Annotated in this window: 18 protein-coding genes and 1 pseudogene; 4 read left to right on the forward strand and 15 right to left on the reverse strand. The window is 73.0% G+C overall.

All coding sequences use genetic code 11. The features are described from left to right. Nucleotides 1-126 precede the first annotated feature (126 nt). The 3 genes from VFC33_17360 to VFC33_17370 form a co-directional block, all read right to left on the reverse strand. The gene (locus tag VFC33_17360) at nt 127-753 is read right to left on the reverse strand and encodes a helix-turn-helix domain-containing protein (GenBank protein HZR15008.1); all 627 of its coding nucleotides are present in this window, start codon (nt 751-753) and stop codon (nt 127-129) included. A gap of 62 nt (nt 754-815) precedes the next feature. Next, entirely contained in the window at nt 816-1,880 is a 1,065-nt protein-coding gene (locus VFC33_17365) for an S-adenosylmethionine:tRNA ribosyltransferase-isomerase (GenBank protein ID HZR15009.1), read from the reverse strand. Further along, on the reverse strand, nt 1,877-2,599 hold the full coding sequence (locus tag VFC33_17370; protein HZR15010.1) for an SDR family oxidoreductase: 723 nt from the start codon (nt 2,597-2,599) through the stop codon (nt 1,877-1,879). Before VFC33_17370 ends, VFC33_17365 begins: the two co-directional genes overlap by 4 nt. 160 nt (nt 2,600-2,759) lie before the next feature. Between VFC33_17370 and VFC33_17375 the strand changes: the two genes are divergently transcribed. Next, entirely contained in the window at nt 2,760-3,383 is a 624-nt protein-coding gene (locus VFC33_17375) for a sulfotransferase (protein ID HZR15011.1), read from the forward strand. 170 nt (nt 3,384-3,553) lie between these two features. On the opposite strand, the gene VFC33_17380 is transcribed toward VFC33_17375, so the two are convergent. Beyond that, nucleotides 3,554-5,281 (reverse strand): hypothetical protein, encoded by a 1,728-nt coding sequence (locus VFC33_17380; protein ID HZR15012.1) that lies wholly within the window; start codon nt 5,279-5,281, stop codon nt 3,554-3,556. Between the two features lie 152 nt (nt 5,282-5,433). Here VFC33_17380 and VFC33_17385 point away from each other — a divergent pair, with 152 nt between their 5' ends. Then, on the forward strand, nt 5,434-6,525 hold the full coding sequence (locus tag VFC33_17385; protein HZR15013.1) for a glycosyltransferase: 1,092 nt from the start codon (nt 5,434-5,436) through the stop codon (nt 6,523-6,525). A gap of 47 nt (nt 6,526-6,572) precedes the next feature. Here VFC33_17385 and VFC33_17390 read toward each other — a convergent pair whose 3' ends face one another. Continuing rightward, a complete protein-coding gene (locus tag VFC33_17390; GenBank protein ID HZR15014.1) occupies nt 6,573-6,872 on the reverse strand; it encodes a hypothetical protein in 300 nt (99 codons plus the stop codon). Between the two features lie 66 nt (nt 6,873-6,938). Here VFC33_17390 and nucS point away from each other — a divergent pair, with 66 nt between their 5' ends. Continuing rightward, entirely contained in the window at nt 6,939-7,598 is a 660-nt protein-coding gene (gene nucS / locus VFC33_17395) for an endonuclease NucS (protein ID HZR15015.1), read from the forward strand. Here nucS and VFC33_17400 read toward each other — a convergent pair. The 9 genes and pseudogenes from VFC33_17400 to panB all read right to left on the reverse strand — a co-directional run bounded on the left by VFC33_17400 (nt 7,560) and on the right by panB (nt 15,206). Further along, nucleotides 7,560-9,584, reverse strand: coding sequence for an ATP-dependent DNA helicase (locus VFC33_17400; GenBank protein ID HZR15016.1), 2,025 nt, complete (start codon nt 9,582-9,584; stop codon nt 7,560-7,562). The two genes, nucS and VFC33_17400, sit on opposite strands and share 39 nt — an antisense overlap. Then, nucleotides 9,577-10,941: a replicative DNA helicase gene (dnaB, locus tag VFC33_17405; GenBank protein ID HZR15017.1), complete on the reverse strand. Its 1,365-nt coding sequence runs from the start codon at nt 10,939-10,941 to the stop codon at nt 9,577-9,579. The genes VFC33_17400 and dnaB overlap by 8 nt, the downstream gene beginning before the upstream one ends. A 249-nt stretch (nt 10,942-11,190) precedes the next feature. Beyond that, the gene (gene rplI, locus VFC33_17410) at nt 11,191-11,637 is read right to left on the reverse strand and encodes a 50S ribosomal protein L9 (protein HZR15018.1); all 447 of its coding nucleotides are present in this window, start codon (nt 11,635-11,637) and stop codon (nt 11,191-11,193) included. A 227-nt stretch (nt 11,638-11,864) separates the two neighbouring features. Then, nucleotides 11,865-12,116, reverse strand: a pseudogene (gene rpsR / locus VFC33_17415) (30S ribosomal protein S18). Nucleotides 12,117-12,191: 75 nt separating this feature from the next. After that, a complete protein-coding gene (gene ssb, locus VFC33_17420; protein HZR15019.1) occupies nt 12,192-12,671 on the reverse strand; it encodes a single-stranded DNA-binding protein in 480 nt (159 codons plus the stop codon). A gap of 13 nt (nt 12,672-12,684) precedes the next feature. Further along, the gene (gene rpsF / locus VFC33_17425) at nt 12,685-13,020 is read right to left on the reverse strand and encodes a 30S ribosomal protein S6 (protein HZR15020.1); all 336 of its coding nucleotides are present in this window, start codon (nt 13,018-13,020) and stop codon (nt 12,685-12,687) included. Nucleotides 13,021-13,297: 277 nt separating this feature from the next. Then, the gene (locus tag VFC33_17430; protein ID HZR15021.1) at nt 13,298-13,720 is read right to left on the reverse strand and encodes a GNAT family N-acetyltransferase; all 423 of its coding nucleotides are present in this window, start codon (nt 13,718-13,720) and stop codon (nt 13,298-13,300) included. 56 nt (nt 13,721-13,776) lie between these two features. After that, entirely contained in the window at nt 13,777-14,304 is a 528-nt protein-coding gene (locus VFC33_17435) for a DUF192 domain-containing protein (GenBank protein HZR15022.1), read from the reverse strand. Then, nucleotides 14,301-15,206 carry a 3-methyl-2-oxobutanoate hydroxymethyltransferase gene (gene panB, locus VFC33_17440; GenBank protein ID HZR15023.1) on the reverse strand — a complete coding sequence of 302 codons (906 nt, stop codon included), beginning with the start codon at nt 15,204-15,206 and terminating at the stop codon, nt 14,301-14,303. The genes VFC33_17435 and panB overlap by 4 nt, the downstream gene beginning before the upstream one ends. A gap of 89 nt (nt 15,207-15,295) precedes the next feature. Between panB and VFC33_17445 the strand changes: the two genes are divergently transcribed. Beyond that, nucleotides 15,296-15,469, forward strand: a complete 174-nt coding sequence (locus tag VFC33_17445) for a hypothetical protein (protein HZR15024.1) — start codon at nt 15,296-15,298, stop codon at nt 15,467-15,469. A gap of 27 nt (nt 15,470-15,496) precedes the next feature. Here the strand turns inward: VFC33_17445 and VFC33_17450 are convergent, their stop codons facing one another. Further along, complete coding sequence (locus tag VFC33_17450) at nt 15,497-15,862, reverse strand: DUF5318 family protein (GenBank protein ID HZR15025.1); 366 nt, start codon at nt 15,860-15,862, stop codon at nt 15,497-15,499. Nucleotides 15,863-15,978 lie beyond the last annotated feature (116 nt).

The following is a 15,978-nucleotide window of genomic DNA, read 5'->3' on the forward strand; positions in this document are numbered from 1 at the left end:
TACGACGGCCCCGCGGTCGCGAACTCATCGCGCCGCTTCAGGGTGACGTGTGAGTCGTGTGCGCCGCGGTGTGCACGGCCCACGACGAACCGCGCGATGCCGGTGCCGGCAGTCGGCGCGAGCCGATCAGCCGGTGGCGCGTGCCCGCGTGCGCCGCCGGATCTCGTACGCGCAGTGCGGCGCGCCGGCCACCATGTGCTTGACGCGCTCGACCTCCGCTTCCGGCAGCACGGCGCGGATGAAGTCGATCTCGCTCGTGCACGCCTGCCCGTACCGCTGGGCGACGGCCCAGATCGCGCAGTTGTGCTCGATGACCCGATAGAGGTCCGCGCCCGCCTTCTCCCAGGTCGCGAGGTAGCCGTCGGCGTCGAGGATCGCGGTCAGCTCGGCGACCTTCGCAGCGAGCCCGCGCTTCTTCGCGAGGCGGGCGCGGGCGTTCTCGATGCGGTGCTCGCGTCGCCGCTCGAACAGGCCGTCGACCATCGCCGGATCGCGGTCGGAGAGATAGCCGAGGAGCTCGTTGGTGAGCTCGCCGTACGCCTTCGGGAACAGCGCGTCGGCGGCGGGTGTGGTGGCGTACAGCAACGCGCGGCGACCGCGCGCGCCTTCACGGGGTCCGGTGTCGTTCGCGGCGACCAGGCCGTCGCGCACGAGCGCGCTCAGGTGCTGGCGCGCGCCGCTCACTGTCATCCCGAGCTGCTCCGCGACCTGCTCGGCGGTCGCCTCGCCGCGGCGCCGCACGGCGTACAGCACGGCGCGACGCCCGCCGGGCAGCGTCGGAGACGTTCGCGAGGACGGGCTGGTCGTCTTGGGCGTCATCGTCGTGCACGCAGCAGGAGGTGGCTGTCGCCGAACTCGTGCCACAGGTAACCATGTTCGAGCGCGGCGGCATACGCGTCGTCGAGGACGTGCGCCGGCGCGATCGCCTGCAGCATCCAGAGGTGCGACGCCTCGGGCTCGTGCCATCCCGTCAGCAGGCCGTCGATCGACGGGAGCGCGGAGTCGGGCGTGACGACGACGTCGGTCCACCCGTGCCCGGGGTGCACCGTGCCCTGCTCGTCGGTCACGGTCGCGAGCGCGCGCACGACCGTCGTGCCGCCCGCGACGACGCGACCGCCGCGCGCGTGCGCCGCGTTGATCACGTCAGCGGTCGTCCCGGGCACGCGGTAACGCTCGGGATACGGCCGTTCCCCGCCTTCGAGCGACGACACTCCCGTGTGCAGCACCAGCGGCGTGATGAGCACGCCCCGCCGGACGAGGTCGGCGACCAGCCGGTCCGTGAACGGCCGGCTCGCGCTCGGCATCTCCGCGCTCCCGGGCTCGAGCGCGAAGGCGGTCTGGTACGAGCTGATCGGCCAGTCCCGCTCCACGTGCGCGTACCGGATCGCGCGACCGTGACGGCTGACGTACTCCAGCACCGGAGCGCCGATGCGCAGCTCGGCGAGCCACAGCCGCGTCGAGCCGTCGAAGCGAGCGAGCAGGTGGGCGTCGCCTCCCCCAAGGAGCGCGACGTCGACGGCCGCGTCGAGCCGCAACGGGACGGTCGCGCCGGCATCGGGTTGGCGCACCTCGACGAGCCACACACCGCCCGGCATCTCGGTCGACAGGTGTACGACGACCGGATCGCCGCCCGGGAGCCGCGCGTCGAGCGCGGCCGGGATCGTCGCCGACGTGTTCACGACGAGCACGTCACCCGCGTGGAGGTACGACGCGAGGTTCGCGAAGTAGGTGTGCACCGGAGGTGCGTCGCCGTCCGACACCAGGAGGCGCACCGCGTCGCGTGTGATGCCGCGCGCCTCCGGCGGTTCGTGGGCCTCGTGCGCGGGATCGAGCGTGAACCGCAGCGACGCGACCGCGGGGGCGCCGGCGACCGGCGTCATCGGACCGTCTCCAACGACCGCGCGACCGCGCGCGCCTCGTACCGTCCGCTCGGCTGCTCGCCCTCGATGAGCGCGACGATGCCGGGAACGCTGACCTCGGGGAGCGGACGGTCACCGATGTCCTCGCCCGGGAACGCGTCCTGGTGCATCTCGGTGCGCATGTCGCCGGGATCGACGACGAGCACGCGCAGGTCGGGACGTTCGACGGTGAGCACGCGACTCGCGTGCTCGAGCGCCGCCTTCGACGACCCGTACGCACCCCAACCCTCGTACGCCTCGACCGCGGCATCGGACGTGATGTTGACCACGGCGGCCCCGGCGCGGAGCGCGTCACCGAGATCGTGCACGAGCGCGATCGGAGCGACGACGTTCACGTCGTACACGCGCCGCAGCACCGACGCGTCGACGTCGCTCAACGCGGGAAGCGGGCTCTGGCCGAGCGTGCTCGCGTTGTTGACGAGGACGCGCACGTCGCCGAGGTGGGTGGCCGCGTCGACGAGCGCGGCACGGTGGCCGGGATCGGTGACGTCACCCGCGACGCCGACGACCGCGGTGCGCGTCGCGAGCTGCCCGACTACGGCGTCGAGCCGGTCGGAACGGCGGGCGTCGACGACGAGCGCCCACCCCCGATCGGCGAGCGCGTCTGCCAGCGCGAGGCCGAGGCCCTGGGAGCCACCGGTGATCACCGCGACCGGTCGGGTGCGATCGGAGCCTGCCATGTCGCCCTCCTTGCCTTCTGCCCGCCTTGCCTTGGTCCCGTCTTCGCCGGGTGGAGCAAAGAACAAGGTACTACTTGTTCTTATGCCCGGCGTGCGGCGGCGAGCGGCCGGGAACTGTGGGAGGCTCCCCGCTCGCAGCCGTCGAGGCAGGGGGTGCGAGGTGGCGCTGCGCGTCGTCGGGGCCGGTCTGGGTCGGACGGGGACGAACTCGCTGAAGTTCGCGCTCGAGCGGCTCCTCGGCGAGCCCTGCTACCACATGATCGAGGTGTTCGGCCGCCCCGAGGACATCGAGGTGTGGCACGGCGCGGCCGACGGCGTACCGCCGGACTGGGACGCGTTCCCGTCGGGGTACGGCGCGACGGTCGACTGGCCCGCCGCGTCGTTCTGGTCGGAGCTCGCAACCGCGAACCCTGACGCGATCGTGCTGCTGTCGACGCGCGACGCCGACGGCTGGTGGCGCAGCGCGGACAACACGATCTTCGAGGTGATGCGCCGGCCCGTCCCGCCCGATCCGGTCGCGGCCGCCCAGCTCGCCATGATCGACGCGGTGTTCCGCGCACGGTTCACGCCCGAGTGGGACGACGAGGACGCGGCGAAGCGCGCGTACACCGCCCACAACGAGCGCGTGCGCGAGGCGGTCCCGCCGGACCGCCTGATGGAATGGCAGCCCGGCGACGGGTGGGAACCGATCTGCGACGCGTTGCACGTGCCCGTTCCCGACGAGCCGTTCCCGCACGTGAACACGACCGAGGACTTCCGCACGATGCTCGGCCTCGGCGCCTGAGATCACGTCGTCGGACGAGGGCCCGGGCGGGCCGGTTGATCCGGGGATGATCTTGCGGAGGTCGGCTCACGACGTTCCGAGTGACGCCGATCGAGGGGCCATGAGCCGCCCGACGACTCCTCCCCGACCGGCGACGCCGCCCGACCTCGCGGTCCTCGTCGCCGAGCGCATCATCGCCCTGTCCCGCTGACCGACGGGACGCGCGCCGCGCCCGCCGGCGCGCGCGTACCGGCGAGCGGCGAGCCGACGACGTCCGCGGGCACCGGCCGGCGGAGCAGGCCGAGGATCGTGGGCGGGAGGTCGAGCACCGACGCCTCACCGTGGTCGCCAGGCGCGACGCCAGGACCCGCGATCCACGCGAACCCGCCGTCGGCGTGCGTGCCCGTCCGGTGCAGCGGGAAAGGCCCAACGATCCCGACGTCGGGGTGCTCGAACGCGTCGATCGGCTCCGACCAGCGCACCACGAGATCCGCGTAGCGATCGACGGCGGGGTCGTACGGACCTCCGTCGACACGCTCGACGTCGAGCACGGCCGCGTGACCCGTGCGCGGATTGCGGATCGCGGCGAGCATCGTCTCGACCTCCGCGCACGCGCGCCCGAACTCGTCGCGGGCGACGACGCCGTGCCGGTCGCGGCCGGCGAGATTGACGCGCACGTAGCCGTCGCCGAACGTGGGCAGCGCGAACGCGCGCATGTGCTCCCAGTAGGGCTGGTAGTGGCCGATGAACAGCATCTCGCGCGTCGATTCGCGCGGCAGGACGCCGCCGGTCTCGTCATGCCACTCGCGCGGTATCGGAAGCCCCAGGACACCGTGCGGGACGTGCTTCACCCGCGAGAGCAGGGTTCGCGCCGGTGCGCCGACGCGTGCCGCGTGGTACAGCGGATGACGCTTCACCGCCGCGCCGAAGCCGGCTCGGGGCCGGTCCACGAGGTACTCGTCCATCGTCAGCCGCCAGGGACGAGCGCGTCGCGGCACGACGACCGGGTAGCCGGCGCGCCTCCACGACTCGTGGTCCGGATCCCGCAGCAGGCCACGCCCGAACGCCAGCCGGTGCATCAACTCGGGCAACAGCACGATCGATGCGAGATCGCCGTGACCGGCACGCATACCGTCGAGCGAGAACACGACGACGTGCGCGTCGTGGGCGTGCGCGACCAGCTCGCCGATCGCGCGATCGATCGCCCGATAGACGCGCGTCAGCTGGCGGGCCGCGTGCGCGCCGCGCTCGTGCGCGAGCGGGTGCGCGTCGTCGACACCGTGCCAGGCGAACTCCGACAGCGAGTGCGTCTCGGACATCACGGTGACGAACAACTCGGACGGGAACCGCTCCTGGAGGTGCAGCGCGATGCGCGCGCGTCGTCGCGCGCCCTCCACGAGCGCGCCCGTCAGCCGCTCGACGCGCCGCTCGTCGTGCCAGCCGCAGCCGTAGTCGTTGCCGAACGCGGGGTGGACGCCGAAGCGGGCGTCCACCTCGTCGAGCAGCCCCGGGGGGTTCGCGGCGCGCGGGTACAACGGCGCGTGGCCACCCCACGCCGTCACCTGGACGCCGGGTCCGCCGCACGTCGTGCGGGGGACGTCGAACACGACCGTGCGCGCGCCGGCGCGGTCCCAGAACGGTGGCGACCCGCCCGTGCGATCACGCGCTGGCTCCTGGAACACCTCATAGGTGTCGCGGTCGAAGGTCAGGCGGAGCCAGTCGCCGTCGAAGCGCGCCGCACGGCCCGTGACGAACTGCGGCCACAGCATGCCGTGGCGGTGGGCGGGACCGCTGCGCAACGAGTACCGCGCGGCCCGGGGCCGCAACCGGCCGAGCTCCGGCAGCACCCCTTGGCGGGCGAGCACGTCGACGAGCGTCCGCGACCCCGAGTCGAGCCCGATCGCCACCACCCGCCCCATGTGCTCCCCCTCTGCATCCGCGGTCCGCACCCGCTGACCCGGGTACGCTCGGCGCGGCACGATTCGTATCCTGCCGAGCACGACGCGTCACCTTCTACCGGGAGCCGTGCGTGACTCACCACGATGAGCGCGAACATTCTCGCTCGCTGTCCGTGATCGTGCCCACCCGCGACGGCGGCTCCCGCGCCGCCGACGCCGTCGCCAGCGTCCTCGACGACCCGGCGACGTCCGAGGTCGTCGTCGTGCTGGACCGGGCCGGTCCACCGGGCCGGGCAGTCGCCGCGCTCGCCGACACCGATCCTCGCGTGCGCGTGGTCACGGGCGCCGCGCGCGGCCCCGCACAGGCCCGGGCCACGGGCGCCGGGCTCGCTCGCGGCGACATCCTGCTGTTCCTCGACGACGACGTCGTCGCCGGCCCGCTCCTCGCGACCGGTCACCTCCGCGCGCACGCGCACCACGACCACGCGGTCGTCGTCGGCACCATGCCGGTCTCCGCCCGCGCGTGTCGCGGCAACGCGACGGCACGCGTCTACGCACGCGACTACGGGCGCGTGGTCGCGCGCTACACGGACGGCGACGCGGTGCTCTTCGACCTCTGGGGCGGGAACCTGTCGATCCGCCGCGACGAGTGCCTCGCAGTCGGGATGACGAACCGTGACTACGTGCACGCGCACCACGAGGACCGCGACTTCGGCCTCCGGTGCCACGCGGCCGGCCTCACCGGCGTGTACGACGAGGAACTCCGCGCCGAGCACCGCTACACGCGATCGGTGCGCGAGTTCCTCGACCTCGCGCGCGAGCAGGTCCATGCGGGCCGCGCGTTGTACGCGCTCCACGAGGACGCGCTCGGTCCGTGGCGACCCGAGCGCTACCTCGACGGGCTCCCGCCTCGTCTCGCCGCGGCCATCGACGGCGTCGCTCGCCTCGGCGTGCCCGACGTGACAGTGGCGGCGTTGTGCGCGCTCGGCGCGGTCGCCCGGCTGGTGCAGGCTCGCCGCTGGGAGGACCGGTCGGTCTGGGTCGCCCGCGCCGTCGTCCAGCACGCCGCCGCCCGGGTCGGCGACCCGCGGGCCGGCGTCACCACGTCCTCACGCAACGATCACGCGCTCGCCCTCGCGTCGACACAGGCGCTTCACGTCGGTCCGCGACCCTCGGAAGCGTCCGTTGCGACGCGGAGGAGGTCCGCATGGAGGACGCGACCGCGGCCGTGGAGTGGCTCGCACGCCGGATCCGCTGGGAGCTGACGCTCGACGCGCTGCGCGCGCGGGCGTCGTGCCACGCGGTGTCGGGCTCAGCGGGCGACGAGTGCCGCGATGCCCGCCACCATCATCACGAAGCCGAGCACGATGTAGACGAGCGTCCGCGCGACGGGCGCCTGCGCGAGGTCGCTGGTCTGCTGCCGTGAGCCGCTCGCGCTGCGCGCCCTGGGCGCAGGGCCACGCGCGGAGGCCTTCCGGCCCCGTGACGCGGACCGGGCCGCGTGCTCGCGCGCGTCGGCTCGTCGACGAGCGAGCGCGTACAGGTTGCCGAAGAACATGGCGGCCCCGACGGCGGCGAGCAGCTCGCGCAGCACCTCGTCGTAGAAGCTCACGGGGCGGATCGTACCGGGAGGGGCGTCGTCGGCTCCCTCGGGCCGAGCCGTGATACAACCCGCCGCGTGCGTCTCGTGGTCGCGTGGTGCTCCGTGGAGTACGAGGGCCGGCTGGGCGCGCGCCTCGCGCGTGCACCACGGCTCGTCCTCATCAAGGCCGACGGCTCCGTCTCGATCCACTCCGACTCGGGCGCGTACAAGCCGCTCAACTGGATGACGCCACCGTGCACGCTGCGCGAGGAGCCCGGACGGATCGTCGCGACGAACGCGCGCGGTGAGCGGCTCACGATCGAGCTCGACGAGGTGCTGCACGATCACGTGATCGACCTCGGCGACGACCCGGGGCTCGAGAAGGACGGCGTCGAGGCGGAGCTGCAGGCGCTGCTCGCGGCGCGCGTCCAGGCGCTGAAGGACGACTTCGTGCTGATCCGGCGCGAGTACCCGACGGACATCGGGCCCGTCGACCTGCTGTGCCGCGACGGCGACGGGCAGGCGGTCGTGGTCGAGGTCAAGCGCATCGGCGAGATCGCGGGCGTCGAGCAGCTCCTGCGGTACCAGGAGCGGCTCGATCGCGACTCGCGGCTCGCGCCGACGCGCGGGATGCTCGTTGCCACGCGCGTGAAGCCGCAGGCGCGCGTGTTCGCCGAGAGCAGGGGCGTCGAGTGCGTCGAGATCGACGTCGACGCGCTACGCGACGGCGTCGACCGTCCGCTCCGCTTGTTCTGAGTCCGCGGTACCGAGCGGGACCGACGCGACCGCGTCACGCAAGAAGCGCGCCACCTCCGCGCGGTCGATGCAACGCCGGACGGGCGGGAGCGCGTCGAGCAGGACGTTCCGATAGCGGTAGCGGTCGTGCGCGAGGCGTACGTCGAGCACCGCGACGACGCCGCGGTCGGTGCGCGACCGGATCAGCCGGCCGACACCCTGGCAGAGCGCGAGGCTGGCGGCGGGGAGGTCGACCGAGCGCCACCCGGAGCCACCGTCACGTTCCACGAGCTCGCGACGCGCGGCGAGCAACGGGTCGGCGGGCGTCGGGAACGGCAGCCGGTCGATCACGACGAGCACGCACGAGCGCCCGATGACGTCGACACCCTCCCAGAACGACCGCGTGCCGACGAGCACCGACGTCTCGTCGTCGCGGAACCGCGCGGTCAGCGCGGCACGCGAGCCCTCGCCCTGCGCGAGGACCGTGACGTCGACGCGCTCGCGCAGCAGCGCCGCGAACCGGGTCACGTTCGCGTTCGTCGTGCACAGCACGAGCGTGCGGCCGCCGGCCGCTTCCACGAGCCGGCACAGCTCGTCGCCCGCGGCGTCGGCCCACTGCGGGTCGCTGGGCGGTGGCAGCGTCCGCTTGGGCACGTACAGCAACGCCTGCTGCCGCCAGTCGAACGCGGGCGCGACCGCGAGCGCGCGGTAGCCGGCACCGGGGCCGTCCGCCTCCGGATCGCCGTCGTCGTTGTCCGGCGATGCGTGGGCCGTACGCAGCGGCGCGTCCGGGTCGAGCCCGATGCTGCCGGCGAACGCGGGGAACGGCTCGCGCGCGCCGAGAGTCGCGGAGACGAAGACGGTCGGCTTCTGCGCGAGCACGGGACCGAGACGGGCGGCGACGTCGACGGGCGCGGCCCGCAGGAACGGCCGTCCCCGGTCCGACTCGACCCACACGACGTCGTCGTCGTGGTCGTCGATCATCCGGGCGAGCGTGTCCACCCGCGCGGCGACGAGCCTCCGCGCGAGCGCGACCGCGGTCCCGTCGCTCGCCGATCGCTCGAGCTTCGCGAGCGCGCCGTCGACGTCGCGGACGCGCTGACGGACGCCGGTGAGCGCGTCCATGAGCGCGGTATCACGGCCTGGGCGCACGCGCCCGTCCGCCGACCCGATCGCGGTCGTGAGCGCACCGACCGAGCGCTCGAGCGCATCCGTCGCCGACTGCGCGACACCGAGGTTGCGCGCCCGGCTCGCGAGCTGGCTGATCCCGTTGGGCGTGAGCGACGTGCCGAACGCGTTCGTCGCCGCGTCGGCAAGTGCGTGCGCCTCGTCGACGACGACCTGCGCGTGCTCCGGGACGATCCAACCGCCGATCGCCAGGTCGGCGCACCACAACGCATGGTTCACGACGACCACGTCCGCGTCAGCCGCACGCGCGATCGCGTGCTCGGCGAAGCACTCGGCGCCGTACGCACACCGTGCCGCGCCGGGGCACTCCATCGGCGAGCAGCTCACCGCAGACCACGTCGCGTCGGACACGTCCGCGGCGTCGGCACGGTCGCCCGTCTCCGACGTCGCGGCCAGCGCGCGACACGCGTCGAGCTCCTCGTCGAACGCGGGCCCGGGCGCGACGTCGAAGAGCGCGTCCGGCGCCGATGCCGCGGCGAGCTTCGCACGGCAGAGGTAGTTCGAGCGGCCCTTCACCAGGGCAAACGAGACGTCGACGCCCGCGTGCTCGGCGAGGTGCGGGAGGTCCTTGCCGACGAGCTGGTCCTGCAGCGCGATGGTCGCGGTCGAGACGACCGTACGGCGGCCCGACGCGACCGCGGGCGCGAGGTACGCGAGCGACTTCCCCGAGCCGGTGGGCGCCTCGGCGACGAGGTGGTGGCCACGCTCGAACGCGTCGGCCACGGCATCGGCGAGCTCGTCCTGCCCTGGCCGTCGTTCGCCGCCCAGCGCGTCGACCGCGCGTCGAAGGAGGGCGCGCGCGTCGTTCAACTCACTCACGCGCCATGTTGGCGAACTTCGTGAGGTGGTCGAGGAAGGCGAGGCGCGCGACACCGGTTGGGCCGTTGCGGTGCTTCGCGACGATGACCTCGGCGGTGCCGCGCTGGTCCGACTCGGGGTTGTACTGCTCGTCGCGGTAGATGAAGCAGACGACGTCGGCGTCCTGCTCGATGCTCCCGGACTCGCGCAGGTCGGCGAGCATCGGCCGCTTGTCGGTGCGGTACTCGAGCTGGCGGTTGAGCTGCGAGAGGCACATCACCGGGCAGTCGAGCTCGCGGGCGAGGATCTTGAGGCCGCGTGACATGTCGGCCACCTCGACCTGGCGGTTCTCGGCGCGCCGCGTGGACGTCATGAGCTGCAGGTAGTCGACGACGACGAGCCCGAGGTCGCCGTAGCGCGCCTTCGTGCGCCGCGCCTTCGCCCGCATCTCCATGACGGTCGTGTGCGGGTTGTCGTCGATGAAGAAGGGTGCCTCCGCGAGCCGGCCGACCGCGTGGCTGAGCCGGTTCCAGTCGCCCTCGGGGATGTTGCCGGTCTGCAGTCTCTTCGCGTCCACGCGCGCCTCGGACGCGAGGATCCGCTTGGTCAGCTCGAGGTTGCCCATCTCCATCGAGAAGAACAGGACGGGCTTGCGCACCTCGAGCGCGACGTTCGCCGCCGCGCCCAGGGCGAAGCTCGTCTTGCCCTGACCGGGACGGGCGGCCACGACGACGAGGTTCGACGGCTGCAGTCCGAGCAGGATGTTGTCGAGCTCGTGGTAGCCGGTCGGGACGCCGGTCAGCTGCTCGTCGCGGCCGTAGAGGGACTCCAGCTGCTCGAGCGCGGTGTTCAGCGACGTCGCGAGACCGACGAGCGACTCCGACACCCGACGCTCGGCGACCTCGAACACGAGCGACTCGGCGCGGTCCAACGTCTCGGTGACGTCGTCGGGCGGTTCGTAGCCCAGCTCGGCGATCTCGCCCGCGACGCTGATCAGCCGGCGCAACAGCGCGAGCTCACCGACGATCTGCGCGTAGTGGCCGGCGTTCGCGGACGCCGGTGTCGTCGCCTGGATGCGCAGCAGTGTCGGCTTGCCGCCGAGCTGGTCGAGCAGGTTCGCGCGGCGAAGCTCTTCGGCGACCGTGACGGGGTCGACGGGCTCGCCCTGCCCGTAGAGCGACACGACGGCGTCGAAGATGTGCCCGTGCGCGGGCTTGTAGAAGTCGAACGCCTCGACGCGGCACTCGAGCGCGGCGGTGATCGCGTCGCGCGAGAGCAGCATCGCGCCGAGCAGCGACTCCTCCGCCTCCAGGTTGTGCGGCGGGACCCGCGCCGTCCCCGAGGACGGCCGTCGCACCTGCTCGATCGACTGGACCACCGTGTCTCCGCTCCTGCACCCCGCCCGGCGGGGCATCGTCGCGTCGCGGGGCTGTGGGTTGGAAGTAGCGAAACCCTGTGATTTGGATGTGGATTGCGTGTGCGTTGCGTGTGGACAACCCGGCCGTGATCCACAGCGAACCACGGGGGTGTGTCAGCAACGACACGGGCAGCGGTCCATGGTGCCGCGACGCGACACGCGCACCGCGGATCTCGTGGTGCGCGTGTCTCGTTCGGGACGAGCCGGGCGCTACTGGGCGACGACCGCGACGGTGAGGACCGCGTCGACGTCGGTGTGCAGGCGCACGCCGACCTCGTGGTCGCCCAGCTCCTTCAGCGGCTCGTCGAGCTGCACACGGCGCCGGTCGATCTCGACGCCGAGCTGGTCGCGTACGACGTCCGCGATGTCGGCAGCCGTCACGGAGCCGAACAGGCGGCCACCCTCGCCCGCGCGCGCACGGACCTCGACGCGCTTGTCGCGCAGCTGGGCCGCGACCGCGGTCGCCGCCTCGCGTTCACGACGGTCGCGCGCCTCCCGGTTGCGTCGCATCGCTGCCGCCTGCGCGATCGTGCCCTTGCTCGCACGCATCGCGAGACCGCGCGGCACGAGGAAGTTGCGCGCGTACCCGTCCGCGACGTCGACGACGTCGCCCTTCGTGCCGAGATGCTCGACGTCTTCGCGCAGGACGATCCTCACGCCTCGCCGCCCTCCTCGGCCGCGGTCGCGGCCGGCGCGGGCGCGTTCCCGGTCGCCTCGCCCGTGGCCTCGCCGTCACCCGCGGCACCGACGGTCACGCCCTCGGGCATCTCCGTCGCCTCCGTGGGCTCGGCCGCCTCGGGGGCCTGCTGCTCGCGCCCACGGTCGCGATCGCGGTCCCGATCGCGGCCGCGCGCACCCTTGCTGCGTTGCGTCACCTGCCGGACGCTGTAGGGCAGCAAGGCCATCTCGCGCGCGACGCGGATCGCCTGCGCGACGGCGCGCTGCTGCTGCGCGGAGTTGCCCGTGACGCGCCGGGCTCGGATCTTCGCCCGCTCCGACATGAACCGCCGCAGCAGGTTGACGTCCTTGTAGTCGACCCACGTGATGTTCTCCGACGTGAGGATCGACACCTTCTTCTTCGGGGTGCGCCGGCGGTCGGCCGCACCGCCCTTGCGCCTCTCGCGATCTCTCGCCATGACATGACTCCCTCGGGCCGGGCCGTCCCGCGCATCCGCGCACGGCCCGGCTTCGTCCGCACGCGATCGTTCTGATCAGAACGGCTCTTCGCCGTAGTCCTCGTAGCTCGGCACCGGTTCGGGCGCGGGGCGGCCACCGCCGCCCCCGCCACCGCCACCGCTGCCACCGCCCGGCGCGTCGCCGCCGCCGCGGCGCTCGTTGCGCTCGACCTTCGCGGTCGCGAAGCGCAGGCTCGGACCGACGTCGTCCGCGATGATCTCGACGACGTTGCGGCGATCGCCCTCCTTGGTCTCCCAGGTGCGCTGCTCGAGCCGGCCGGTCACCATCACCCGGCTGCCCTTGCCGAGCGACTCGCTCACGTTCTCCGCGAGGTCGCGCCAGCACACGACGTCGAAGAAGCTCGTCGCCTCCTGCCACTCACCGGACGCGCGGTCCTGCCAGCGACGGTTGACCGCGACGCCGAAGCGGGTGTTCGACTGCCCGCTCGGCGTGTAGCGCAGCTCGGGGTCGCGGGTGATGTTCCCGACGATCGTGACCGTGTTGCCGTTCGCCATCTGAAGTGCCTCCCTACCCTTCCGCCGCGGCGGCGCCCGCAGCCTTCGGCGGCCCGTAGACCTCCTCCGGGATGCGCAGCACCTTGTGACGGAGAACCTCGTCAGCGAGAGACAGGACGCGGTGCAGCTCGTCCATCGCCGGCGGCTCGGCCCGGACCTGGAGGACGACGTAGTAGCCCTCCCACCGGTGCTTGAGCTCGTAGGCGAACCGCCGCTTCCCCCAGTGGTCGACGTAGCCGGGCTCCGCGCCCCGCGACTCGAGCAGCTGGACGTAGCGGGTGACGGCGGACCGGATCGTCTCCTCCTCCAGGTCCGCGTCGAAGATGATCATGACCTCGTACGGCCGCACGGCCGTCACCTCCTTCGGACCGCCCGGGTCCTCGGACTCGGTGCGGGCTCCCAGCTCAGCCCGGGCGTGTGCGCCGGACCGCGAGGAGCAAGATCGGGTCTCGCGTGACGCCCGCCGACGGGGCGGGCCGCATGACCAAGCGGGGCAATCTACCAGAAGGGTCCCGCGCTCCCAGAGGGTCCCGTGAGGCCCGCCGGCGCGACCGTCCCGCCGTCTCGACACGTCCTATCCCGACGAACGCTACCGAAGGGGTGTGACAGCCACCCGGGCCAGGCGGTCAGCGCCCGCCGAGCGGCCCCGTCTTGACGAACCTGAGCATCGCGTCCTGCAGCTCGTATCCGAGTGCGGACCACAGGCTGGTCGCCGCGGGCTCGTCCCGCACGACGAGCGCGCTGACCCGGACGCACCCTTGATCCGCGAGGTGACGCTCGCCGTGCTCGACGAGACGACGGGCGACTCCCCGGCGCCGGTAGCGGGGGTCGACAGCGAGGCGGTAGACGTTCCCGCGCCACCCGTCGAACGTCGCGATGACGCTTCCGACGATCGTGTCGTCCGTCTCGGCGACGAAGAGCGCACCGCGCGCGGCCATCCGCTGCAGTGACTCCTCGTCGTCGGTGACCGAGGGCGCGGCGGCGGCCCGTGTCCAGAGCGACAGGACGCTCCTGACGTCCGCGGGTGTCGCGCGTCGGACGACTTCCACACCGCGAGCATGGCATCCGTCCCGCGGCGCGAGCGCTATGGACCGTGCTGCCGTCGTCAGCCACAGCCGCCGAGCGGAGCGACGGGTTGTGTGCCCCGGGGCGTCTCGAGCGCGAGTCGGTACTCCTGCGACGGGCGAGTCACCGGGCACTGGGAGATCGTGCCGGAGCACGGCTCGAGCGCGTGGTGCTCGAGCGGCCGGCCGTCGCGGTCGAACAACGTCAGGTCGAGCGGGAGCGGCGCGCCGGACATCGTGTACGCGGTCGCGACGTCCGTGGGATTCACGAACAGCATCCCCGCGTACGGCCCGAGGTCGCGACGCGCGCGCAGGCCTTCCTCGCGTTGCGTCTCGCTCGCGGCGACGATCACGCGGAGGCAGTGCCCGCCGAGCGCGACGCGCGCCTCGGGCCACGTGAGGAACGGGTCGGACGCGGGACGTGCGTCGCGCAACGCACCGGCGAGATCGGGCGCGAGGGGCTGCGCGCGCGCGGCCTGGTTGCGGTCGCGCGCGAGCGCGTAGGCGGCGACCACGAGCGCGATCGCGAGTGCCCCGGCACCGAGCGCGACCGCGCGTCGTGGCGTCACGCGTCGGCGGGCGTCGCCCCGTACAGCCCGAGGGCCTCGGTGAGATCGTCGGCGACGTGGTACGTCTCGTTGCTCGACGGGAACGACCCGTTGCGCACGTCGTCGGCGAAGCGCGCGACCGCGAGCGTCGCGTCCTCCTTGAGGTCCGCGTACCGCCGCACGAACTTCGGGCTGATGCGGTCGTCGAGGCCGACGACGTCGTGGAAGACGAGGACCTGACCGTCGCAGTGACGGCCCGCGCCGATGCCGATCGTCGGTACGGGCACGGCGTCCGTGATGACACGGGCGACCGCGTCCGGCACGCACTCGAGCACGATCGCGAAGCATCCCGCGTCGACGAGCGCGGTCGCGTCGTCCACGATGGCGCGCGCGACGTCGAGCTCCTTGCCCTGTACGCGGAACCCGCCCAGCGCGTGGACCGACTGCGGCGTGAGCCCGAGGTGGCCCATCACCGGGATCTCCGCGTCGACGATCGCGCGCACGATCTCGGCCCGCTTCGCGCCGCCTTCGAGCTTCACCGCGCTGGCGCCCGCGCGGACCAGCCGGGCCGCGTTCTCGACGGCCGCCTCGCGTGACACGTGGAACGACATCCACGGCATGTCGCCGATGATCATCGGGCGCGGCTTGGCGCGCGCGACGGCGGCGACGTGATGGGCCATGTCGTCGATGGTGACCTGCAGCGTGTCGTCGTAGCCGAGCACGACCATCGCGACGGAGTCGCCCACGAGGATCATGTCGACGTCGGCGGCGTCCGCGATGCGCGCGGTCGGCGCGTCGTACGCGGTGACCATGACGAGCGGGGTGTCCGAGCCCTTCCGGGTGCGGACGTCGGGCGCGGTGAGCGGGCGCGCGTTGCGCGACGCGTTCGCGGTCATGACACGGGCCTCCACCGTCCGGGGCACGCTCGGCTCCCGGCGGCGCGGCGATGCTACCCAGGCGGACGAGTGAACGCCCAGGTCGGGCGCCCGCGCCGGGCCCTACATTCAGGGCGATGCGCGCGTGCGAGAACTGCGCCCACGAGGACGACGAGCTCGTGCTCGTCCGCCGCGTGTACGTCACCCCCGAGCGGTGGGACGCGCCGGCGTCCTACGAGGTCGTCGACCCGCCGGAGCTGTGGTGCATCTCCTGCATCTCGCAGTACCCGAACGAACCCGTCGAGGAGTAGGAGCGCGGCGCCGAGCGTCGCACTCGGTCAGCCGGCGTGCCGGCGCCCCAGGAGGAGCCGGCGGTCGAGGTGGTTCCACCGGCAGTCGGGGCAGACCTCGACGACGTAGCAGGCGAACTCGTCGATCGAGGCGCCGAGCTTCTCGAGCTCGCCGGGGAAGCTGATGCACCGGCCGTTCGCGGCCTTGAGCGCGTCGCCGTAGACGTACGACACCAGCCGCAGGCTGGCGTTCCCACAGACCGGGCAGTCGCGTCGTGCCTCCTCGCCGACGTTCAGCGCCGCCCGGACCAGCTCGGGGTGGGCATCACACACGTCGTGACGGCCGACACGCCCGCGCCGCAGATCACGCAACACCGCGCGCCGGGCGAGGGCGTAGTCCACGTGGCGAGCCACGGCGAGCAGTGTACCGACGCCCGACCGGCGCCGATCGCGGCGCGCGGGCGGGGTCGTGTCCTCCGGCACACGTCGGGGACGGTGCTTGCACTCGGCCGCCGGGTACCGTCATACTG

This window comes from Acidimicrobiia bacterium (assembly GCA_035651955.1).
In the GTDB taxonomy this organism is placed as follows: Bacteria; Actinomycetota; Acidimicrobiia; order IMCC26256; family JAMXLJ01; genus JAMXLJ01.